The organism is Massilia genomosp. 1 (genome assembly GCF_011682185.1).
GTDB classification, from domain to species: domain Bacteria; phylum Pseudomonadota; class Gammaproteobacteria; order Burkholderiales; family Burkholderiaceae_D; genus Telluria_A; species Telluria_A rubra.
On record NZ_WHJF01000004.1, the window covers coordinates 36,394 to 59,855 of the forward strand.

General features: G+C 67.2%; 17 protein-coding genes. 12 read left to right on the top strand and 5 right to left on the bottom strand.

The features are described 5' to 3' along the window. The first annotated feature begins 136 nt into the window (after positions 1-136). The 5 genes from F1735_RS37370 to F1735_RS02390 all read left to right on the top strand — a co-directional run bounded on the left by F1735_RS37370 (position 137) and on the right by F1735_RS02390 (position 6,563). Entirely contained in the window at positions 137-538 is a 402-nt protein-coding gene (locus F1735_RS37370) for a TonB-dependent receptor plug domain-containing protein (protein WP_167235424.1), read from the top strand. Next, the gene (locus tag F1735_RS02375; RefSeq protein WP_167235502.1) at positions 535-2,955 is read left to right on the top strand and encodes a TonB-dependent receptor domain-containing protein; all 2,421 of its coding nucleotides are present in this window, start codon (positions 535-537) and stop codon (positions 2,953-2,955) included. Before F1735_RS37370 ends, F1735_RS02375 begins: the two co-directional genes overlap by 4 nt. Then, entirely contained in the window at positions 2,955-3,755 is an 801-nt protein-coding gene (locus tag F1735_RS02380) for a rhamnogalacturonan acetylesterase (protein WP_229505588.1), read from the top strand. Before F1735_RS02375 ends, F1735_RS02380 begins: the two co-directional genes overlap by 1 nt. Before the next feature lie 242 nt (positions 3,756-3,997). Next, positions 3,998-6,286, top strand: coding sequence for a pectinesterase family protein (locus F1735_RS02385; RefSeq protein ID WP_167235426.1), 2,289 nt, complete (start codon positions 3,998-4,000; stop codon positions 6,284-6,286). Between the two features lie 79 nt (positions 6,287-6,365). Continuing rightward, on the top strand, positions 6,366-6,563 hold the full coding sequence (locus F1735_RS02390; RefSeq protein ID WP_167235427.1) for a hypothetical protein: 198 nt from the start codon (positions 6,366-6,368) through the stop codon (positions 6,561-6,563). Between the two features lie 50 nt (positions 6,564-6,613). Here F1735_RS02390 and F1735_RS02395 read toward each other — a convergent pair whose 3' ends face one another. Both F1735_RS02395 and F1735_RS02400 read right to left on the bottom strand, forming a co-directional pair. Then, positions 6,614-8,239, bottom strand: a complete 1,626-nt coding sequence (locus F1735_RS02395; protein ID WP_167235428.1) for a glycoside hydrolase family 43 protein — start codon at positions 8,237-8,239, stop codon at positions 6,614-6,616. Next, positions 8,236-9,210: an alpha/beta hydrolase gene (locus F1735_RS02400; protein WP_167235429.1), complete on the bottom strand. Its 975-nt coding sequence runs from the start codon at positions 9,208-9,210 to the stop codon at positions 8,236-8,238. The genes F1735_RS02395 and F1735_RS02400 overlap by 4 nt, the downstream gene beginning before the upstream one ends. Before the next feature lie 329 nt (positions 9,211-9,539). On the opposite strand from F1735_RS02400, the gene F1735_RS02405 reads away from it, so the two are divergent. The 3 genes from F1735_RS02405 (at position 9,540) to F1735_RS02415 (ending at position 15,409) form a co-directional block, all read left to right on the top strand. Further along, positions 9,540-10,946, top strand: coding sequence for a glycoside hydrolase family 88/105 protein (locus tag F1735_RS02405; RefSeq protein WP_373888456.1), 1,407 nt, complete (start codon positions 9,540-9,542; stop codon positions 10,944-10,946). 7 nt (positions 10,947-10,953) lie between these two features. After that, complete coding sequence (locus tag F1735_RS02410) at positions 10,954-12,189, top strand: DUF4861 family protein (RefSeq protein WP_167235430.1); 1,236 nt, start codon at positions 10,954-10,956, stop codon at positions 12,187-12,189. A gap of 235 nt (positions 12,190-12,424) precedes the next feature. Further along, positions 12,425-15,409 (top strand): TonB-dependent receptor, encoded by a 2,985-nt coding sequence (locus F1735_RS02415; RefSeq protein WP_167235431.1) that lies wholly within the window; start codon positions 12,425-12,427, stop codon positions 15,407-15,409. 277 nt (positions 15,410-15,686) lie between these two features. On the opposite strand, the gene F1735_RS02420 is transcribed toward F1735_RS02415, so the two are convergent. Both F1735_RS02420 and F1735_RS02425 read right to left on the bottom strand, forming a co-directional pair. Next, positions 15,687-16,517, bottom strand: a complete 831-nt coding sequence (locus F1735_RS02420; protein ID WP_167235432.1) for a pyridoxamine 5'-phosphate oxidase family protein — start codon at positions 16,515-16,517, stop codon at positions 15,687-15,689. Beyond that, positions 16,514-17,137: a glutathione S-transferase family protein gene (locus F1735_RS02425; RefSeq protein WP_167235433.1), complete on the bottom strand. Its 624-nt coding sequence runs from the start codon at positions 17,135-17,137 to the stop codon at positions 16,514-16,516. The genes F1735_RS02420 and F1735_RS02425 overlap by 4 nt, the downstream gene beginning before the upstream one ends. 105 nt (positions 17,138-17,242) lie before the next feature. On the opposite strand from F1735_RS02425, the gene F1735_RS02430 reads away from it, so the two are divergent. From F1735_RS02430 to F1735_RS02445, 4 genes are all read left to right on the top strand, one after another. Continuing rightward, positions 17,243-18,169, top strand: coding sequence for a LysR family transcriptional regulator (locus F1735_RS02430; RefSeq protein ID WP_167235434.1), 927 nt, complete (start codon positions 17,243-17,245; stop codon positions 18,167-18,169). A gap of 60 nt (positions 18,170-18,229) precedes the next feature. Beyond that, entirely contained in the window at positions 18,230-18,817 is a 588-nt protein-coding gene (locus F1735_RS02435) for a TetR/AcrR family transcriptional regulator (RefSeq protein ID WP_373888458.1), read from the top strand. Positions 18,818-18,896: 79 nt separating this feature from the next. Continuing rightward, a complete protein-coding gene (locus F1735_RS02440; RefSeq protein ID WP_167235435.1) occupies positions 18,897-19,670 on the top strand; it encodes an SDR family NAD(P)-dependent oxidoreductase in 774 nt (257 codons plus the stop codon). A gap of 52 nt (positions 19,671-19,722) precedes the next feature. Further along, complete coding sequence (locus F1735_RS02445) at positions 19,723-20,184, top strand: hypothetical protein (RefSeq protein ID WP_167235436.1); 462 nt, start codon at positions 19,723-19,725, stop codon at positions 20,182-20,184. Between the two features lie 104 nt (positions 20,185-20,288). Here the strand turns inward: F1735_RS02445 and F1735_RS02450 are convergent, their stop codons facing one another. Continuing rightward, positions 20,289-23,456: a S8 family serine peptidase gene (locus F1735_RS02450; RefSeq protein ID WP_167235437.1), complete on the bottom strand. Its 3,168-nt coding sequence runs from the start codon at positions 23,454-23,456 to the stop codon at positions 20,289-20,291. Between the last annotated feature and the right edge of the window lie 6 nt (positions 23,457-23,462).

A 23,462-nucleotide genomic window follows, 5' to 3' on the forward strand; every position in this document is an offset into this window, starting at 1 on the left:
TCGACCAACTTTGCTTCCCGCCTGCGCGGGAACGACGAGCTAACGGCAACAGATTGGCAAGTCCACCTTGATTAATTGGTCAGGCCAAATTAGAATTGACCTAACCATAAAAGCAATTCAAATCAGGAGACACGCCGTGCCCACACCTCCCAGGTTCCCGCAACCGACGCTGCTGCTTTCCTCCATCGCCATCGCGCTCCTGGCCCTGATGAACCAGGCCTCGGCCCGGCAGGGCGACGGCGGCATGACCCGGATCGACGTCACCGGCTCCTCCATCAAGCGCCTGGCCAGTGAAAACGCCCTGCCCCTGACCACCATCAAGGCCGACGACCTGGTCAACCGCGGCCTGACCACGATGTCCGAAGTGGCCACCTCGCTCACCGCCGGCGCGACCAACGAACCGGTCGGCGGTGGCGGCGGCGGCACCATGATCAATCTGCGCGGCCTGAACACCAACCGCACCCTGGTCCTGCTCAACGGCCGGCGCCTGGCCAAGCCATTGGCGACAGCGCGATCAACGTCGACGTCATCCCCATGAGCGCCATCGAACGGGTCGACGTGCTGCGCGACGGCGCCTCGGCCATCTACGGCACCGATGCGATTGCCGGCGTGGTCAACTTCATCACCAAGCGCGCCATCACCGACACCACCGCCAGCGCCAGCGTCATGGCGCCCGAACGCAGCGGCGGCGGCGCGCAGCGGCGCTTGAGCCTGACCAGCGGGACCGGCGACCTGGCCAAGGATGGCTGGAACGTCTACGCCGCCTTCGACACCCAGAAACGCAGCGCCCTGATGCAGCGCGACCGTCCCAACATCAGCGACCCGGACGACATCGCCCGCCTCGGCGGCACGGCGTTTACCAGCAACACCTCCGGTTCCTCGTCGGCGCCGGCCAATTACACCGTCTACGCCAACGGCAAGCCGACCAGCGTCACCGGCAACCCGTATTTCGGCGCCGGCTGCGTCGCCCCGTACCAGGGCCAGTACAGCATCCCCTCGACCAAGCCGGGCGGCGCCGGCAGCAAGACCTGCGTGCTCGACCCGAACCTGTATCCGCAACTTCTGGCCGACAACAAGCAAACCACCCTGCTGACCAAGGGCAGCCTGCGCCACGGCGACGGCAACATGCTGACCCTCGAACTGCTCAGCTCCGAATCCTACATCGACGCCCTCAATCCGCCGCAGCCGTTCGGCGCCCAGACCGACTACGACAAGCCCAACCCCGGCCTGAGGAAGCCCTTGATGATCACCAAGGCCAGCACATGGTATCCCGGGGGCGCGGGCGGCGTGCCCGCCGTGGCCGGCCTGAACGGCGCCGACCTTGCGCTCACCTGGAGCCTGGACGAACTCGGCCCGGCCATCACCGACGACCGCCAGAACAGCCACCGCCTGGTGCTCACCGAAGAAGGCCAGTTCAAGGGCTGGGACTACAAGGCCGGCTTTAACTATGCCTACAGCAAGCGCACGGTCAAATTCCTGAGCGGCTACCTGCGCACGCCCGAGCTGTACAAGGGCGTGGCCGACGGCGTGCTCAACCCTTTTGGTGCGCAGGACGCAGCCGGCCAAGCCTACCTGGAAAGCATCTCCGCCGATGGCCTGGTCAACCGTCGCGCCGAAGTCCACTACTACGGCCCCGACCTGACCCTGAACCGCGAACTGACGACCTTAGGCGGCGGCGCGCTGGCGCTCGCCGTCGGCGCCGACCTGCACCGCGAAACCTACCGCGACGCCTCCGGCGACATCGGCGACGCGGTGGCCTACAAAGTCTCCGGCACGCCCAAGCGCTACCCGCATGGCGCGCGCACCGTGCTCGGCACCTACCTGGAACTGGACGCGCCGTTCACCAAGCGGCTCAACCTGAACCTGGCCGTGCGCGCCGACCGCTTCAGCGACGTCGGCACCACCGTCAACCCCAAGGCCAGCGTGCGCTACGAGCCATCGAAGGCCCTGATGCTGCGCGCCACCGCCAGCACCGGATTCCGCGCCCCGACCCTGCCCGAGCTGTACGGCACCCCGCAAACGCGCGTGCCGTCCACCGCCAAGTGGGATGACCCGCTGCTGTGCCCGAGCGCCAAGCCCGGCGTGAGCGGCACCGGCGCGCTCACCACCGATCCGAAGTACGCGGGCCTGAACCTGGACCCGGCCAAGGTTTGCGGCAGCACCCTGACGGTGCTGACCGGCGCCAACCCCAACCTGGAGCCGGAAAAGTCCAAGACCTTCAGCGCCGGGATCGTGATCGAACCGCTCAAGAACCTGGTCGCCTCGCTCGACTTCTGGAACGTCGAAATGAAAGGCACGATCGCGCAGATTGCCGAAGACACGATCTTCGGCGACGTCAACAAATACAACAAGCTGTTCGTACGCAATGCCGACGGCACCCTGGCCTACATCACCAAGACGCGCCTGAACATGGGCGGCCTGCGCACCCAGGGCATCGACGCCAGCCTGAACTACACCCTGCCGACCGCCAGCATGGGGCGCTTCGGCATGTCCTTCGACGGCACCTGCGTCAACAAATACGAAGGCCAGAACGAAGAAGGCGGCGACTGGATCGACAGCGTCGGCAAACCGGGCGCGCTCTCGACCGGCGCCACCTCCGCCAACACCTACGTCTTCAAATGGAAGCACAACCTGCGCCTGTCGTGGAGCCGCGGCGGCTTCGGCACCCAGCTGACCCAGTCGTACACCTCGCGCTACATCGACACCAACGCCTTGCCGAGCCAGAAGCCGGGCCAGCCCTTCTACAACGAGATCGAGCCCTACATCCTGTACAACCTGAGCGCCAACTACGCCTGGAACAAGCGGCTCAAGTTCACGGTTGGCGTGAACAACCTGCTCGATGTCGACCCGCCGCTGTCGAACCAGCGTTTGAGTTCGCGCGTGGTGTTCGCGCAAAACATCGCCAAGCCGATCGGCCGCGCCTACAACGTGCGCGTCCACTACACCTTCGGATGATGGCGCCATTTTCCTTTCTGATGGCAGCCGCTGGCCTGGCGCTGGCGGCTGCGGCGCCCGCGCATGCGGCCGCTGAAGCGGCCAGGCCGGCGCGCCTCATCCTGGTCGGCGACTCGACCATGGCGACCCGCTCCGGCTACGGCGACGCCCTGTGCCAGCGCCTGCGCGCCGGCGCGGCCTGCATCAACCTGGCGCGTGGCGGACGCAGCTCCGGCAGCTTTCGCGCCGAAGGGCGCTGGGACGAGGTGCAAGCGCTGCTGCGCGACGGCGCGGCGTACAGCGCCAGCTACGTGCTGATCCAGTTCGGCCACAACGACCAGCCGGGCAAGCCGGGGCGCTCGACCGACCTGGTGACCCAATTCCCGCAAAACATCGCCCGTTACGTGAGCGAAGCGCGCGCGCTCGGCGGCGTGCCGGTGCTGGTCACGCCGCTGACGCGGCGCAGCTTCAAGGGTGCGTACTTGCGCGACGACCTCGGCCCGTGGGCATCCGAAGTGCGGCGCGTGGCGAAAGAGACTGGCACATTACTTGTCGACCTGAACAGGATCAGCGCCGACGCGGTGCAAGCGATGGGGTCAACCGAAGCCGACACCCTGGCGCAAGCGCCGCCGCCGGCCCCCGCTGCGGCGCCGGTAATGGCCGCGCCGGGTGCGGCGGTCGAACCGCAAGGCACGCCGAAAACCAGCTTCGACCGCACCCACGTCGGCGCCAAAGGCGCGGCCCTGTTTTCCGGCATGGTCGCAAGCGAGCTGCGGCGCCAGATCCCCGCCCTGCGTCCCGCCTTCGCCCCCGAGCCATAAGCCACCAACCGGGGTCAGAGCTTTAATTAGAAATGTTTCAAGTTAAAGCTCTGACCCCGGTGGGGATGCACATGTCGCGTATCCCTTTTCACTCTGAGTCCCGAGCCATGTCCCAGCGTCTGACCTCCCCTCTGCTCCTCGCCATGCTGCTGCCAACTGCCACAATGGCTGAAACACAGGTAAAACCTCCTACAACCGGGGTCAGAGCTTTAATTAGCAATGTTTCGAGGTCAGACCCCGGTGTGCTGAAGACGGGGGCAACAGCGCCCAAGGCGCTTCGTCTGGACCAGGGGCCGGCCGCGGTGCGCACCCTGTTCACCGACGTGGCGCCCGCCGCCGACTATTTTGTCGAGGCACGCGTGCGCGCCATGCCCGGCCCGCCCGGCCAGTTGTACTTGCTCGGCCGTCATGTCGACGCCAGTCACTGGCTCGGCGCCGGACTGCAGATGAGCGACGCCAGCCCCACCGTTCAGATTGACATCGTGCGCCAGCAGGACGCCAAACTCGGCCGCCTGAAACAGGTCAAACGCACCATCCCCAGCGCAGGCCGCTTTCTCACCGTCCGCTTCGAGATGATCGGCGAGGCGCTCAGCGTCTACCTCAATGGCGAAAAACTGACCACCGCCACCGTGCCCGGCTCGGCCATCCCCGGCGCGCTCGGCGTCTACAGCAGCGGCAAAGGCTTTGAGCTCGACGCGATCCGGGTCGGCGACCCGACCCATCAACCCATGCGCATCGCGCCGGCCGTCGCCGCCAGCAGCTTTCAGGCCCAGGCCGGCGATCCGCCGTCGACCTTGGCCATCAGCGCATTCAACGGCGACGGCGTCACGCCGGCGCCTTTCACCGTCCGTTCCAGCAACCCGGCCGTGGCCAGCGCCAGCGTGCGCGGCAGCGGCATCGTCGTCACGCCCAAAAAGCCCGGCAGCGCCAGCCTGATCGTCGCCAGCGTCGCCGATCCGGGCGTACAGAGCATCATCGACGCGCACATCGCGCCCGCCTTCGCGCCACCGGCCGCGTACCGGATCGACCTCGACGGCGCGATCTCCCCGCCCGCCCGCGCCGAGGCGGTCCAGCCCGACACCCTGCTGCGCCTGCGCTTCGACCAGCCGCCGCGCCTCGGCAGCACCGGTTCGGTGCGCATCTACCGCCAGGCCGACCACAAGCTGGTCGATATCATCCGTCCCGGCGCTGAAGTGGCGGCCATCGGTTACCCCGGCCAAGACCAGATGCGCTACGTGCGCCGCGCGCCGATCAGCATCGACGGCAACAGCGCCACCGTGCGCCCGCACGCCAACCGCCTCGCCTACAACGGCGCCTACTACGTGGTGATCGAGCCGGGGGTGTTCGGGAACGCGACGATCAAGGGCGCGCCGTTTGCCGGTGTCGGCCGCGCCGCCGGATGGACCTTTCGCACCCGCGCAAGCGCGCCAGCGGGCACCCTGCTCAGCGTGGACGATGACGGCCCGGCCGATTTTCGCACCGTACAGGGCGCGCTGAACCACGCGATGCGGTACGCCGGCCAGGCCACGCCGGTCACGATCGCCGTCCACAACGGCCGCTACGACGAGATGCTGTTCATCCGGGGCAAGGACAAGCTGACCATCAAGGGCGAAAGCCGCGACGGCGTCCTCATCCACAATGGGAACAACGATGGCTACAACCCCGGTTCGGGCGTGAGTCAAGCGGCGCAGTCGCCATCGTTGACGGGCGGGCGTGCGCTGCTGCTGGTCGAAACGTCCGACCTGCTCACGCTCGACACCCTGACCCTGAAAAACACCACCCTGCGCTCCGACCAGGTCGCCGGCCAGGCTGAAACGGTCTACTTCAACAACGACAGCGGCCGCCTGATCGCGCGCAACGCCAGCTTTTTCAGCGAGCAGGATACGATCCAGGTCAAAGGGTATTCCTGGTTCTACCGCACGCTCATCGAAGGCAACGTCGACTTCATCTGGGGCGCCAACCGCGCAGCCCTGTTCGAAGAAAGCGAACTGCGCTCGGTCGGCGACAGCGCCAACCCGTCCAGTGGTGGCTATGTGGTGCAGGCGCGCACGGTGAGCGCGCTTGAGCCCGGCTTCGTGTTCCTCAACAGCGCGCTGACGCATGGGCCGGGACCGGGTCCGCTGGCCAACAAGATTGCGCCCGGCGCCACGTACCTGGCGCGCAGCCCGGGTACAAAGGCCACCTGGGATAATGTGGCCTACATCAATTGCAAGATGGGCGAGCATATCGCCCCGGTCGGCTGGGCCGGCAAGGGCGTGCAGCCCGATGCGACGCGCGAGGCGACGCGCGAGGCGACGCGCGAGGCGACGCGCGAGCCGGCGCCCAATCCGGCCAGGGCGACAGCGCACAGCGGCTGGCGCGAATCCGGCAGCATGGACCTGGACGGCAAGCCGCTGGACCTGTCGCACCGCGCCGGCGGCGTGATTCTCAGCGCGCAGGAAGCGGCCGCGCTCTCGAGCCGGGCGGCGGTGTTTTCCGGCTTCGATGGCGGCCGGGGATGGCGCCCGGAAGCGGAACAAGCGGGGCCCTGAACGGCGTTCGTGATACGCTAGCGGGCTGTTTCAGCCGCCAGCGGCATTCCTCTTGATCGAACTTCGACCCATGCAAAAAATGAACTCAAAAGCCCAGCTCAACTGGATCCTGCTGCGCGGCCTGATCGCGTTCGCCCTTGGCGCCGGCGTGGTCATCACGCGCGACATGGATGCCAGCGCCTGGCTGGTCGTGATCGGCGTGCCCGCCGCGCTGACCGCCTTCAACGTGTGGCGCTGGCGCCGGTCGCGCATGGCGGCGAACGATCCGGCGTTTTAGGCGCATCGCGCCAGCGCGTCGTCTCCGGCAATGCCGGAGACGACGCGCTGTCATTCCTGTTTGCGGACCCGGAAATAATCCACATCCGCATGCGCCTGCGCGCCACCGGCGCTGAACAAACCCATCTGCGCCCCCACCCAGCGCCCCATGCCGGCCTTGAACGGCTGCCCCGCCTCTACAAAACGGCTGTTATCGACGCTGTACGAGAACGTCGCGATGCCGTCGGCCATCGTCATGCGCAGGTACGCCGCATTCCCATCGACCGGCAGCACCAGCTGGTCCTTCTCGGTACAGGTATTTTCATTGCCTTCGCACAGCCCCAGCACCAGTTGCGATCCGGTCCCCGCGCGCCGCAATCCCAGCCACGCGTACTTCATCCCCAGCAGCACCAGCCCGGCCCGGTCGCCCTCCTGCGTGGCCGACAATTCAATCCGCGTGTCGGCCGTAAACGCCGGCGCCGGCAGTTTCTGGGTCAGCACCGACCCCATCTCGCGCAGATTGGTCCCCGGCTGCGCGTGCAGGCGCAACTGGCCGGGCCGGGCCGCCAGCGACATCCACTGCGGCTGGCCGTTCGCGCTCCACTGCCATTGCAGCCCCAGCGCCGCGCTGGAGAACTCGTCACTTGCCGGCGGCACCCGCACCGGCCCGGCCGACAGCGGCTTGGCATGGCGCGCGAACGGCTGGCCCACGCCGCTGGCGTCGACTTCCTCGCCGATCAGCGGCCAGCCATCCTTCCAGCGCATCGGCTGCAGATGCACCACGCGCCCGTACGCGCGCTTGTCCTGGAAATGGAAGAACCAGTCGCTGCCATCCTGCGCCGTCACCCACGCGCCCTGGTGCGGACCGTTGATGCCGGACTTGCCCTGCGCCATGACGATCTTGTCTTGGTACGGCCCCTTGATGCTGCGCGAGCGCAACACCGACTGCCAGCCTTCCTCCACCCCGCCCGCCGGCGCGAAGACATAATAGTAGCCATCCTTCTTGTAGAATTTCGGTCCTTCCAGCGTCTTGTAATTGGGTAGCTTGTTGCCGTCGATGATGACCTGGCCGCTGGTGTCGAGCAGGCTGCGCCCGTCCGGCGCCATGCCGCGCAGGGTCAGCACGTTATTGAAACCGGCGCGGCTCTTGGCCCAGCCGTGCAGCAGGTACGCCTTGCCATCGTCGTCCCACAACGGCGTCGGGTCGATCAAGCCCTTGCCGCCGGCCAGCAGGTGCGGCGCCGTCCACGGTCCGTCGAAACTGGTGGCGGTCATGACGTAGATGCCGAAGTCCGGGTCGGGATAAAAAATCCAGAATTGACCGTCATGAAAACGCAGGCACGGCGCCCACACGCCCTTGCCCGGCTGCGGCGTGGCGAAGACGTTTTCCGGCACCAGCCTGGGCAGCGCGTGGCCGACCAGTTCCCAGTTGACCATGTCGCTTGACCGCAGCAGCGGCAGGCCGGGCGAGTTGCTGAAGCTCGACGCGGTCATGTAATAGGTGTCGCCGACGCGGATCGCATCCGGGTCGGCATAGTCGGCGTGCAGGATCGGGTTCTGGTACTGGCCGTTGCCCAGGTCGGCCGTCCACGGCTGCTGCGGGGTGGCCGGCGGGCCTTGGCACGCGCTTAGCGCCAGCGGCAGGATCAGCGGCAGGAACAAGGGCACGGCCCGGTGCAGGAAGTCGGTTGTGGTCATGGCGCTGGTCTCGTTGTTGTTGGAAGGTGGGCATGCAGGAAGGCGGCGATCGCGTCGGCCGTGGGGTCGATCCACGGTTCGAACAGCCAGAAGGAATGAGGTGAATCGGGCAACATGACGACGTCGGTGGCGACGCCGGCCGCTGTCATTTTGTCGACCATCTCGGCGCGCCCGACCGCAAAGCGCGCCTGCGCGCTGCCGATGAACAGCATCGGCGGCGTGCGGCGGTTGACGTAGAAGGTGGGCGAGGCTTCGCGCCACAGCTGCGCCGCGTCGGCGTAGCTGCCGCCGAACCAGAAACCGGCGGCCGATGGTTTTTTGTGCGGGTCGTCTTCGTTGGCACGCGCGGCCGCAGAAGTAAAATCGGACAGGCCGTCGATGTTGATGACCGCCTGGGCCGCGCTCGAGACGGCGTTGCCGGCGGCGTCGGGATCGAATGTCGGCATGCCGTTGGTGACGCCGGCCAGGCTGGCGATTTGCCCGCCGGCCGAGCCGCCGGCCACTGCGATGCGCTGCGGGTCGATGCCGTGGGCGGCGCTGTTGGCGCGCAGCCAGCGCAGCGCGGCCTTGACGTCGTGGATGGCGGCCGGGTAGCGCGCTTCATCGGCCAGGCGGTAGTCGATCACGGCGGCGGCGATGCCGCGTGCGGCAAGGCGCGCGGCCAGCGGCGCCATGTTGGCGCGCTCGCCGGAACGCCAGCCGCCACCATGCACCAGGACCACCGCCGCTGACGGTCCTGGATTGCGCCCCGCCCGGGCGGGCAGGTACAGGTCCAGTTGCAGCAGGTGCGCGCCGCGCCGGGCGTACCCGATGCCGCCGATCGTGCTCGTCCCGGCGTTGGTGACGGTATCGGCGATCTTGATGAAGGGATAGGCCTTGACCAGCTTGGCGTAGGTGGTCGCCGCGTTGTAGGGCGTGGCGGACAGCGCGGCGGCGGGCGCGGCGGCGCTGGCAGCGTGTTCGGGCCCCATCCTCTAATCCGGCATTCCCGCGCCGGGGGGAATCGATGGCATCGGCGACCCCCCCACATGCCTGCGATTCCCGCCGGCGCGGGAATGACGGTCTTCGGTATGGGGGCCAGATCCAGCGACGCACCCCGCCAGCAGCAGCCCGGCAAATATGGCGCCCCAGCCTTGAACAGCATTGTCCATCGCCGACCTTCCCAGTTCATCCACGTGTCGATAAAGTATGCCACGGGCTGACACAAGTGGCTAGTCCGCCTTGCACATTTGGCCTGACCAAATTAGAATGGCCTGACCAAATAGCGCTTAAAAAATCATCACCAATAACAGGGGACAATGTGAATACAGCACATAAACTGTTTGCCGCCATCGCCACGGTGGCCTGCATGGGCAGCCCGGCGTACGCCGACGGCCCATTCCGCAATCCGGACAACAAGAACCTGACCGACCCGGGCGAAGGCAGCTATCCGGTCCCATACAAGAAGCCGGTCGTGGCCGACATCAGCGCCGCCCTGCACCGCATCCGCAGCTTCATGGAAACGGCCACCCCCACCCGCGTGGTCGACAAAAAGACCGGCGCGCCGATTACCGATTTCAGCAAACCGAACGCCAACGCCATCACCGAAGCGAGCCATGCGGACATGGGCATCATGGTCTACGAAATGGGCGTGGTGCATGCCGGCATGTTCAAGGCCCGGGAAGTGACCGGCGACCAGCGCTTCACCGACCTGACCGCCCGCCATTTCAATTTCTTCGCCGACAAGCTGCCCTACTTCCAGGCCCAGGAAAAGCAATTCAAGCTCGAACGCGCCAACAGCTTTTCGCGCTTCCTCGACCCGCGCGCGCTCGACGACGCCGGCTCCATGTGCGCCGCCATGATGCGCGCGCGCGCCCTGAAAATCGGCCCGGACCTGTCGCACATCATCGCCACCTGCGGCGACTGGGTGGTCAACAAGCAGTTCCGCCTGCCGGACGGCACCCTGGCGCGCGAGCGCCCGCAGGCGGTATCCTTGTGGGCCGACGACCTGTACATGGCGGTGCCCGCCCTGGCCGAACTGGGCCGCATGAGCGGCAAGCGCGCCCATTTCGACGATGCCGTCAAGAACGTGCTGCAGATGACGGGCTATCTGTTCAACAAGCAGGCCAGGCTGTACACCCACGGCTGGAACGCCAACAACCCCGACGCCCCGAATTTTTACTGGGCGCGCGCCAACGGCTGGGCGGTGATGAGCATGTCCGACCTGCTCGACGTGCTGCCGCAGGACCATCCCGGCTATCCGCAGGTGCTGGCGCAGCTGCGCACGACCCTGCAAAGCATTGGCGAGCGCCAGTCCGGCAGCGGCCTGTGGCACCAGATGCTCGACCGTAACGATTCCTACCTCGAAACCTCGGCCAGCGCGATGTTCGTCTACGTGTTTGCGCACGCCATCAACCAGGGCTGGATCAGCCCGACGACCTACGGCTCCATCGCCCAGGCCGGCTGGGCCGGTTTGTCGACCCGCATCAACGACCAGGGCCAGGTCGAGGGCACCTGCGTCGGCACCACGTTTGCCGGCGACCAGGTGTATTACTACAACCGCCCGACCAGCCCGTTCGCGCTGCACGGCTACGGCCCGACCCTGCTGGCCGGCGCCGAGATGATCAAGCTGATCAACAACCCGAACATCGAAGTCCAGCACAAGGTGCGCACCTATCACTACATGCCCAAGGGGGCCGGCCAGACCAACTACCGCGAACATCATTGAGACCGCCATGACCAGATCACCCGCCCCGTTTTCCTTGCTCGCCCTGGCCGCCGCGGGGGCTGCAGCGGCAACCTCGCCGCTGGCGCAGGCCGGCCCGGCCGCCACCATCACGGTCAGCCACGGGCTCGACATTGCACGGCCGTCGGAAACCATCGTGCTGCCGTGGAGCGAGATCAACCGCGTCCTGCCCGGCGCGCTGATCCAGCGCATCGCCGTCAAGGATGCCGCCGGCCGCGTGCTGCCCTACCAGGTAACGAATATCGCGCCGCTGGCCAAGGACCCGAAGAACGTCGGCATCGCCTACGGCGAGCTGATTTTCCAGCACAATTTTGCGGCCGGCGAACAGCGCGCCATCTTCACGGTCGAGAAAACCGACACGGTGACGCCGCCGTTTCCGGTGCAAGCGTTTGCCCGCTTCGTGCCGGAGCGGCTCGACGACTTCGCCTGGGAAAACGACAAGCTGGCGCACCGCACCTACGGCCCGGCCCTGGGCGCGCCGGCCCCGGCGGGCAGCGCCAAGGAAGTGCTGGTCACCAGCGGACTCGATATCTGGTTCAAGCGGGTGCCGTATCCGGTCGTCGAGCGCTGGTACAACAAGGGCCACGACCATTATCACAAGGATGAAGGCGAAGGCATGGACATGTACAACGTCGGCAAGACGCGCGGCGCCGGCGGCACCGGGGTGTGGGATGGCGCGCTTCTCTACACCGGCAACAACTTCACGGGCTGGAAAGTGCTGGCCAACGGCCCGCTGCGCGCCATCTTCGAGCTCAGCTACGACAGCTGGGATGCGGGCGGCACCGCTGTGTCCGAGGTCAAGCGCTTCACGGTCGACGCCGGCCACTATCTGGACCGTATCGAGAGCACCTTCACCTTCGCCGGCAAGGCCGGCATCGAGGTCGGCGTGGGCTTGAACAAGACCCCCACCGACAAGGGGCAGGTGCCCGACATCAAGATCGGCCACAAGGCGCCCGGGATCCTGATGCAGTGGGCCGAACAGGCCAGCAACGGCGCCATGGGCACGGCGGTCATCCTGCCGTCGGCGACCGGCTTTGGCCAGGATCGGCTGAACCACCTGGTGCTGGCGCCGGCAGCGAGCGGCAAGCCGCTGCGCTACTACGCCGGCGCGGCGTGGAGCCGTTCGGGCGACATCCAGAGCGGCCAGGACTGGGAACGCTACCTCGTCGCGGCGGCTGCGCGCGACGCCGATCCGGTGACCGTGAGCGTGGCCGCCACGCCATAAAAACCACAAAGTGGCCTGACCATAAAAAGATTGCGGCCTGACCAATTGTGCAAATATGTAAACCAGCCTAGAATTGGTCAACCGCTTAACAAACTGGCAGCAACCAGCCAGGCGCCACGGGGGAATCCGTCATTCCCGCGCCGGCGGGAATGACGGTGAAATCGGCGCGCGGTAACCCGGCCGGTTGTTGGATCAGCGGCAGCAAGACCGCGCGGCATCCGGCTGTATTCTCATCATGACAGGAGACAGCAGCATGCGCGTCACCGACCAGACCCGCGCGCTCGGCAAATTCGCCGTGCGCCTCGTGGGCAGCACATCCGTCACAGCCCTGGCCATCAGCGGGGCTTACGCCCAGACCAGCGCGCAAGCGAGCTCGCCCGCAGCCGACCAGCAAGCCCTAACCGTCGTCGTCACCGGCTTGCGCGCTTCCCTGGAGAGCGCCCTCAACAAGAAACGGGAAGACTTCGGCATCATCGATGTCATCAAGTCCGAAGACATGGGCAAGTTCCCGGACACCAACCTGGCCGAGTCCCTGCAACGGGTCCCCGGCGTGGTCATCGACCGCGACGCCGGCGAAGGCCGCAACATCACCGTGCGCGGCCTGGGCCAGGATTTCACCCGCGTGCGCATCAACGGCGTCGAAGGCCTGGCCACCACCGGCGGCACCGACAGTTCCGGCGGTGCCAACCGCTCGCGCGGCGTCGACTTCAACGTCTTCGCCGCCGAACTGTTCAGCTCCCTCACGGTGCGCAAAAGCTCCTCGGCCGATGTCGACGAAGGCTCGCTCGGCGCCACGGTCGACCTGCAAACCATGCGCCCGTTCGACCTGAAAGGCTTCAACGCGACCGTCATGCTCAAGGGCCGCTACAACGACCTGTCCGACAAGACCGATCCGCGCCTCGCCTTTCTGGTCTCGAACACCTTCGCCGAGCGCAAGCTCGGGGTGCTGGTCTCGGGCGCCTACTCCAGGCGCCAGGTGGTCGAAGAAGGCTTTTCCACCGTGCGCTGGGATAACGGCCCGTCCTCGGGCGGCTGGTGCGCGCCGATCGGGCTCGCCGCCAACCCGGCCAACTCGAGCGCGACCACCTGCGGCCCGGCCGCCCAGGGCGTGGCGCGCCTGCCGAACACCCCGGGCAACGTGGCCGCCTACAACGCCGCCAGCAGCGCCAACAACTTCGCCCCGCGCATTCCGCGCTACGGCCGCCTGACCCACGACCAGGACCGCCTCGGCCTGACCGCCTCGGTCCAATGGCGTCCGGCCGCCGGCACCCGCCTGACGCTCGACATGCTCTACTCCAGGCTCGACGCCACGCGCCAGGAAGACTTCTTGCAGGCGACCTCGTTCAGCCGCGGCGCGACCCAGGGCGGCAAGCCGCAGACCAGCGTCGTCGACACCGCCTACGCACCGAACGGCGCCCTGCTGTACGGCACCTACAACGGCGTCGACATCCGCGCCGAATCGCGCTACGACGAACTGAGCACCACCTTCACCCAGCCGACCCTGACCTTCGAGCACGAACTGAACGAGCGCATGCGCCTCAATGCCCGGGTCGGCCGCGCCACCTCCAAGTTCCGCAACCCGATCCAGACCACCACCACGCTCGACGCCCTCAACGTCAACGGCTACAGCATCGACTTGCGTGGCAACGATCGCCTGCCGGCGATCAGCTACCCGTTCAATGTGAACCAGCCGGGCGGCGCGCTCGGCATCGTCGGCGTGCCGCAGGTGGCCAGCGGCGCCCAGCCATCGAGCATCGTCAACACCAGCCCGAGCGAAATCCGCATGCGTCCGCAAGGCGCCAACAACCGCAACGATGTCGGCCACGTCGACTTCGCCTGGGAGGTGGTACCCGACAAATTCACCCTGAAAGCCGGCGCCGACTACAAAAAATTCGCCTTCGATTCCTACGAGTTCCGCCGCGTGAACCAGGGCGACACCATCTTCGCCCCGGCGGCGGGCGTTTCGGCGGCCAGCCTGGGCACCCAGATCACGGGCTTCGGCAACGGTCTCGGCATGCCGGCCGGCACCCCAAGCGGCTGGGTTTTGCCCAAGCTGAACGCCATCGCCCAGGCCTACGACATCTACTGCAACTGCATCAAGAGCGGCCCGGCCGGCGGCCCCGGCGACTTCACCCTGTCGTCGATCACCAACGCCAATGCGCGCGGCAACAACCGCTCGGTCAGCGAAGAAGACAACGGCCTGTTCCTGATGGGCGAATTCACGAGCGAGCTGGGCGGCATAGCGCTGCGCGGCAACCTGGGCCTGCGCTATGTCGAGACGCAGCAAAGTTCGACCGGCTACCAGGCCACCGGCGGCGGCACCGCGGTCACGGTCGACAACGACTACCACGACGTGCTGCCATCGTTCAACATCGCCGCCAACCTCAGCAAGAACTTCATCGTGCGCGCGGCCGCCGCCAAGGTGATGTCGCGCCCGCAGCTGGCCAACCTGACCCCGGGCGACAGCGTGGCCACCACCGGCACCCTGTCGATCACCAGCGGCAACCCGATGCTCAAACCGTTCCGCGCCAAGGCCTTCGACACCAGCTTCGAATGGTACTTCGACAAGAACGCGTTCATCGGCGTCGGCCTGTTCCAGAAAAACATCGCCACCTATATCCAGAGCATCCGCAACGATGTGAAATACAAGGATACCGGCCTGCCGCTGGCGCTGCTGCCGACCAACTTCACGGGTGAGGAAATCTTCCAGTTCACCGCCCCGATCAACACCGAAGGCGGCAAGCTGCGCGGGCTGGAGCTGAACTACCAGCAACCGTTCACCTTCCTGCCGGGCTGGGGCCGCAACTTTGGCAGCTTGCTGAACTACACCTACGTCAAGTCGACGATGGCGTACGTGGTCTCGCCGTCCAGCAACCAGACCGTGACCGACGACCTCTTGAATCTGTCGCCGAGATCGTGGAACGCCACCCTGTACTACGATGACGGCAAGCTCAGCGCACGGGTATCGACCTCGCAGCGTTCCGGTTTCGTCACACGCGTGCCGGGCCAGAACAACAACGATGTCGAGGGCAAGAACAAGACCTTCAACGTCGACCTGTCGTTCTCGTACAAGGTCAACGAGAAGCTCGAACTGACCCTGGAAGGCGTGAACCTGAGCAACGAGGAGAACGACCAGTTCGCCAGCCGCGCCCGCAACGGCGTAGTGGTCAACAACGTCACCGGACGCGAAGTGCTGGCCGGGCTGCGTTACAAGTTCTGAGCGCAAAGCGCCCGACACGCTTCAACCGGGGTCTGACCTCTGATTAGCAATTAAAATCCCACCGGCAACGACTCCCCCCACCGGGGTCAGAGCTTTAACTAGCAACAAAAAAGTTTATCCAGAGCGATTTGTCTGCTTCTTACGACGGTTTAAGCGACTCAACACACTGGATGCCGATATTGCCCCAGCGTTCTGCCATTTTTGCCGGCACTTCAGTTGGTTCAGCAACTAATTGCTAGTTAAAGCTCTGACCCCGGTTGTCGCGGTTGGAGGGCGTTTAGCGCCGGGTCCAGCGCAGCGCCAGCGCGCCGTGCGTGATGCGCCCGCGCGCGGCATTGAAACGCCAGTGCCGTCCTCCACCCTGCCCGGGAACCGCCGGGCCGTCTTCCCACATGATCGCGACCCGGCCTTCGAGTTCGAGCACGTCGCCGCTGGCGTCGTCGATGAACAGCAGGGCCGCGCGCGCGTCGAGCAGCACGTTGCCGAGGGTGTTGAAGTAACGGTTGCCGCCATAGTCGGGCACGATCAGGCTGTCGCCATCGATACGCACGAATCCCGCCGCTCCGCCACGGTGCGAGATGTCGACGCCGTGCATGCCGCCGCTGGTCGCTATAAAGAAGGTGTCGGCGCGCGCGATCATGGCGCGCTCGTCCAGGCCGTCGAACTCGCGCACGCGCACGAGCGCCGGCGCCACCGCCCGCACGTCGCGCATCACGATATGCTGCGGGCAGTTGCCGAAACTTTCGCGTACATCGATCAGCACTTCGCCCGCGCCCGCGCTGCGCACCACGCCATTGGCGCGGTTGCGCCGGCGCGTGCCGGAGTCGAGTCCCAGCAGCCCGATCGGCTGCCCGGCGCGCAGGGCGCTGTGGTCCACGCCGATGCGCAGCGTGCCGGGATCGGGACTGTCGATGAAGCCGGGTACACCGCTGAACACGCGTGCGTGCGGCTGGCCATCGGCCCCGACCGTCCCCGCCAGCACGAACGGCAGCGCCGCAAAGAAATCGCGATGTTGCTCGAGCATGAACGGACGGATGCCGTTGCCATGACTGATCTCGCCCGCCAGCGCCTGCGCCTTCAACTCGCCTTCATGATACGGCGCGCTCATGCCGCCGCCGGCAAGGGCGAGGCGGGCAGCGCCACGAACCCCGGCAGGGCTTCGATCCGCGCCAGCCAGGCGCGCAAGGCCGGATACTGGGCCAGCCCGATGCCGCCTTCCGGCGCGTGCGCCACGTAGCTGTAGCAGGCCAGGTCGGCCAGGGTGGGATGCGCGGCCGCCAGGAAGCGATGCGCCGTCAGGTGCTGCTCCATGAAGGCTAGCAGGCGCTGCGCCAGCGCGCCGGCCTGGTCCAGGTCGGCCGGCACCTTCCACAGCGCGTGGGCGCGCGCCTTGGCCGGGCCGAAGGCCAGTTCGCCGGCCGCGATCGACAGCCAGCGCTGCACGCCGGCCGCACCGGCCGCATCCTCGGGCAGCCAGTCGCCGCCGGGGGCGTAGCGCCGGGCCAGGTAGACCAGGATGGCATTGCTGTCGCTGATGACCAGCTCGCCATCCTGCAGCACCGGAATCTGCCCCAGCGGATTGAGGGCGCGGAAGGCGGCGCCGGCGCGTACCTCGGCCGGCGCCGGCACGAAGGTGAACGGCAGCCCCAGCATGCGCAGCAGCAGTTCGACACGGTGTACATGGCCCGACACCGGCAGGCCGTGGAGGATCAGGGAAGTGCTGGGCATGGCGTCTCGCTTCAAAAAGGAACAGGAAAGCCATGCTATCGCTTGCACGCATGAATGAGAATACTGGTAAATTGAAAATGATTATTTCAATTTTTGGAAGAATACATGGACCGGTTCGATGAGTTGCAGATATTCGTGGCGATCCTTGAGGCCGGCAGCCTGAGCGGCGCGGCACGGCGCTTGCGCCGCTCGGCCCCGGCCGTCACGCGCGCGCTGGCGGCGCTGGAAGAGCGCGTCGGCGCGCGCCTGGTCGAGCGCACCACGCGCCGCCTGGCGCCCACCGAAGCGGGCCTGCGCCTGGGCGAGATGGCGCGCCGCGTGCTGGCCGATTACGACGACGCCGTGCGCGAGGACGACAACGCGCCCCTGCGCGGACGCCTGCGCATCACCGTGCCGACCGTGTTCGGGCGGCGCCACGTGGCCCCGGCCATGATCGATTTCCTCGACCTGCATCCGGCCTTGCAGGTCGAGCTGGTGTTCAACGACCGCAACCTGGACATGATCGAACACGGGCTCGACCTGGCCGTGCGCATCGGCGCCCTGCCCGACACCGGCATGATGGCGCGCCAGGTCGGCCAGGTGCGGCGCGTGCTGGTGGCCAGCCCGGCCTACCTGGCGCGGCGCGGCAGCCCGGCCAGTCCGCGCGAACTCGACACCCACGACATCATCTTTGCCGAACAGCGCGCGACCAGGGAATGGCGCTTTCGCGACGGCGCGCGCGCCGATGCGCGCGAATTCGCGGTGCGCCTGGCCCCGCGCCTGATCGTCAACGAGATCGATACCATGCTGCTGGCGGTGCTGGCCGGGCGCGGGATCGGTCGCCCGCTGTCGTACCAGGTGGCCGAGCAGTTGGCCGACGGCGCCCTGGTGTACCTGTTGCCCGCTTACGAACTGGCGCCGCTGCCGGTGCAGTTGCTGGTGCCGAGCGCGCGCCACATGGCGCCGCGCCTGCGCGCCTGCATCGACTTCCTGGCGCGCCGCCTGTCAGCCTTGCCGGCGCTGGATCCGGTCGGGCCGATCGAAAACGCTTGACCCCAAGCCGGATCGCCGGCATCATGCAAACCTACTAGTTGGTAGGCAAGCGGAGGCAAGGTGGTCAAACAATTTTCGGAACTGTCGGCCTCGGCCGAGCGGGTGGTGGACGCGGCCCAGCGCCTGATCCAGCAGCACGGCTACAACGGCTTTTCGTACGACGATATCGCGCGCGAGATCGCTATCAAGAAGCCCAGCATCCACCACCATTTCCGCACCAAGGCCGACCTGGTGCAAACCATCGTGCGGCGCTACGCCGACCGCTTCGCGACCCTGCTGCGCGGCATCGACGCCAGCGGCGAGGATGCGCCGGCGCGCCTGGCGCGCTACGGCGCGCTGTTCGCGGCCACTTACCAGCAGGACCGGCGCCTGTGCGTATGCGGCATCCTGGGCGCGGAGGCGGCCGCGCTGTCGCCCGCGCTTGCGCTTGACGTGCGCGCTTTCTTCCAGCTGAACCTGGACTGGCTGGCGAGCACCATCGGCCAGGGTCAACAAGCCGGCCTGCTGCGCGCGCGCGGCAGCGCCGAAGAGCAAGCCTACGGGCTGCTCAGCGCGCTGGAAGGGGCGATGATGGTCGGACGCGGTGTCGGTACCGACCACAGCCCTGCCAACGCGGGCGCCACCTACGTCTCGAACATGCTGGCCTGAGCGGCTTCCCCCTGCCGGCTACGGCCGGCATTTTTTGGCAACATCAACCTACCAACTAGTTGGTATAGAAAGGTCTACCATGCATCACGCTTTTGAAGGACAAACCCTGCTCGCTATCGGCGGCAACAGCGGCATCGGCCTGGCGTCGGCACGCGCGGTGGTCGGTGGCGGCGGCACGGTGGTGCTGCTCGGGCGCGACGCCGCCAAGAACGCGCGCGCCGCCGCCGAACTCGACGCTCCCGGGCGCGTGCATACCCTGGCCGGCGACATCGGCAAGCAGGCCGACCTGGACCGCCTGCGCGAGCGGCTGACCGCCGATCATCCGCGGATCAATCTGATCCTCAACGCCGCCGGGGTCTTCTTTCCCAAGCCTTTCCTGGAGCACGGCGCGGCAGACTACGACCAGTACCAGGCGCTCAACCGCGGCCTGTTCTTCCTGACGCAGTCGGTGGTGGCGAGCATGGTGGCGCGCGGCGCTGCGGGGGCGATCGTCAACATCGGCTCGATGTGGGCGCGCCAGGCGGTCGCCGCCACGCCGTCGTCGGCCTATTCGATGGCCAAGGCCGGCATCCACGCGCTGACCCAGCACCTGGCGATGGAACTGGCGCCGCACCGGATCCGCGTCAATGCGGTCGCGCCGGCGGTGGTCGACACGCCCGTGTACGAAGGCTTCATTCCGAAAGACCAGGTGGCGGCCGCGCTGCAGGGCTTCAACGCCTTCCATCCGATCGGACGCATCGGCACGGCCCGGGATGTGGCCAATACGGTCGCCTTCCTGCTCTCGGGCGAGGCGGCCTGGGTCACCGGCGCGGTGTGGGATGTGGATGGCGGCGTGATGGCCGGGCGCAATTAAGAACAGATCGTGCCCCGCTTGCAAAGCGGGCATCGATCCGGGATGATGGGGCATGAAAAAACCTGCCCCCTCCTCCTTCTTGCGCCTGTGCATCGCAGCCGCCCTGATCGCCGCCGGCACCGCCTGCAGCGAGCCATCCAACACGTCCGCCCCGGCCGCACCTGCGCCGGCTGCACCGCTCGCCGCCAGCGAGGCGGCCGGCGGCTCGCTCGGCGCGCGTATCACGGCCGAAATCGGCGACGCCGCCTGCGACAACGCCAGCCAGTGCCGCACCCTGCCGGTCGGCAGCAAGGCGTGCGGCGGCCCGGCCGGTTTCCTGCCCTGGTCGGCCAAGCGCAGCAACGGCGAGCTGCTGGCGCGCCTGGCGGCCGAACAGGCGGCGGCGGAAAAGAAAGTCAACGAGAAAAGCGGCATGATGTCGACCTGCTCGGTCGAGCAAGACCCGGGCGCGACCTGCAGCGCCGGCAAGTGCGTGCTGCAAGCACGCGGCCTGGGCGGCAGCGAGGCGCGCTGAGGCGTCGGCACACCCCATAAAAAAAGGCTGCGGGCAAGATTGCCGCAGCCTTTTTCACTAACGAACCGCGCGGGTACACCGTGCGGCGCGCCCGTCCTGCCCGCTTACTTCGCCAGTACCACGGCGCGACGCGGGGCGTCGAACTGCGGCAGCGGATCGTTGGTGTTTACTTCCACCATCGTCAAGCCCTGGGTGGCGCCGCCGACCACATAGCGCAGTGCGCCCAGGTGACGCTGGTTGGCCGCCAGGCCCGCCCAGCTCATGCTGACCGTGCCGGTGCTGCCGACATACGAATACGCCGGCACCAGTGCCTTGAAGTTGCCGTTGTTGGCGCCTTCCGGCAGGACCCACGACGACAGCTTGTACTCGGCTTCGCCGCCGGCCGGCTCGTAGCCGATCACGCACACCTTGTAGGCGCCCGCTGCCGGCTGGACCAGTTCGACGCGCTCGTTCGAGCCGCCATTGCCACTGCTGGTGATGGCGCCGTTCGGGCCGACCACGATCAGGTCGAGATCGGAGTTCGCGCCGCCGGCGGTGTCGTCGTTAAACAGCGCGAAGCGCGCCGCCATGGTCGATGCCGGCACGTTGACCGTGTGGACATTCACGCCAGGACCGCCGCCAGCCAGGCAGGCTGCCTGGTAGAGCGCCGAGTCGGTGCCCGATTCGCCGACGCTGCGGGTTTCCACGACCGCTGGCAGCAAGCCCGACTTGACCGAACTCATGACGCCGGTGAAGCCGGTGCCGATGGTGATCAGCTTACTGCCCGTGGCAAATTCGCTCGACACCGAAGCCGCCGCCGCCAGTGCCGAGCCGCGCACGGTCAGCGGGCTGCGCACGTTGGTCACGCCGTCCGACCAGACCAGGCTGCCATAGACCCAGGTATCGACCGGGGCGTTGGTGCGCGTGACCTTGACCTTGAAGGTGGCTTTCTGGCCGGCGCCGATGGTCAAGCTTGGCGGTTGCACGTCGACCGTGTAGCCGGGCACGCTGGCCGTGGCGTTGTAGGTCGCCGTGCTGGCGCCGACGTTGGTCACGGTACGGGTCAGGGTCAGGCTGCCCAGCACGTTGCCGGCGGTCAGCGAGGCCAGGTTCAGGTTATACGGCAAGATGGTGCCGACCGCCGTGCAGGTGGCGGCGCTGTAGACGCCGGCGTTCAGGCCGCACAGGAAACGCGCGTAGTCGATTTCCGTCGCGTCGTACACCAGGCCCGGATTGGCGGCGCCGTTCGGCGTCACGTGGCCGGCGCCCTGGCCCCATGGCAGGGTGCCGGTGGCCTTGGCGGTCTTGTCCCAGGCAACCGAGGCGGTGATGCCGTCCGGCTGGGTCGGGCTGGCGCTGGTCATCAACGCCGACTTGATCGCCGCCGGGGTCCAGCTCGGGTGCAACTGCTTGAGCAGCGCGGCCAGGCCGGCCACGTGCGGGCTGGCCATCGAGGTGCCCGAGTAGAAAGCCCAGTCGGTCGCCGGCGCCGCGCCGCCGGCGGCCACCGCGTCGCGCTGCGCGCGGGTCAGGTCGGCGGTGACGCCGGCCAGCACGTCGCTGCCCGGCGCGGTGACGTCCGGTTTCAGGATGTTGGCATTGGCCACGTTCGGTCCGCGCGAGGAGCTGCCGCTCATCACCGGTGCCGCCACGTTCGGGTTGACCACGCCTTTCAGGTCGCCCAGCGACGCGATGGCGCTGGTCGGATTGGCGGCGATGTAGCTTTTCAGCGTGGTGCCGTCGGCCACCGTCAAGTGGACGGTCGACAGTGCGTGCGACTGGTTGATGATGGCATTGTTGTTGACGGCCACGTTGGCGATGATGGCGCCGACCGCGCCGGCATCCTTGGCGTTCTGGCTCTTGTTGACCAGCACATTGCTGCCGCGATCGCAGACCAGGATCTTGCCGGCCACCTTGGCCGGGTCCAGCAGCGGGCTGAGCTTATCGGCTGCGCCAAAGCATTGCAGCAGTTGCGCATTGGTCGGATCGACCCCGGCCATGCCGGCGTCGCGCGCCAGGATCAGCGCGGCCGAGGTGGTCGAGGCATTGCTCGACGAACCGGTCAGCTTGACGCCGTTGCCCAGGGTGGCGGTGCCGACGAACAGGCGGTTGTGGGTCGAGTTGCCGACCGTGGTCAGCCACGGGCTGATGTGCGAGACCGGGGCCGGGACCGACGGCGCGGTCACGGTAGGACCGGAATTTCCGCCCGAGGCCGCCACGAACACGCCGGCGCTGGCCGCGCCCAGGAAGGCCACTTCGGTCGCTTCGTTGAAGGCGCCGCCGCCGGCGTTCGGGCCGATCGAGAAGTTGATCACGTTCACGCCGTCTTTCACGGCTTGTTCGATCGCGGCCACGCTGTTGGCGGTGGCGCAACCGTTCTTGCCGGACGCGGCATCGGTCCAGCACACCTTGTATGCGGCGATGCGCGCGCGCGGCGCCATGCCGCTGGCCAGGCCCAGGTTCAGGTTGCCGTTGATGATAGGCGTGTTGGCGTTGCCGCCGGCCGTGGTCGCGGTGTGGGTGCCGTGGCCGCCATGGCCTTCGGCGCCGGCGACCGAGTCGCGCGAGGAGTTAAATTCGGTCCAGTGCAGGGCCTGGGTCGGCGACTTGAAGTAGCGCGCACCGATCAGCTTGTTGTTGCAGTTGGTCAGCGCAAAACCTTCGCCGCTGTCGCACGAGCCTTTCCAGCTGGCCGGCGGCGCGCCGTAGGCCGAGACGGTGCCCGAGTGGCTCGGCACGCCGTTGGCGTCGACCTTGTCGGCGAACGCCGGGTTTTCCGGCCACACGCCGCTGTCGACGATGCCGATGACGATGTTCTCGCCCGCCGCCGCCTGGCCGCCGAGCTGTTGCCACAGGCCGCCGGCTTTGTCCAGGCCGAGGAAGGTCGGGGTGTAGTTGGTGTCCATCTGCATGATGGAGTCGGCCGTGATGTTGGCCACGCCGGCGTCTTTTTTCAGCGCGCGCACTTCGGCGTCGGTCAGCAGGGCGGCAAAGCCGTTCAGCACCACGTTGAACTGGTGCGTGATCTGGGCCGCGTTGACGGTCGAGATGACTTTCGATTTCTTGGTTTCGAGATAGCTGATGTAGTTCTGCACATCGGTCGCGTCGACATCGAGGCGCTGGCCTTCGGCCGGCTTGGTGGCGGGCAGGCCGGCCACCTGGCCGGTGTAGGTGGCGACCGGCTTGTCGACCAGTTGCACGATGTAGGAACGGCGGGCTTCGTCAGCGGCGGCGGTGGAAGTGATTCCAGCGAGCATCAGCAGGACGGCAAGGGATACGGGGCGAAGTGTCATGGTCAA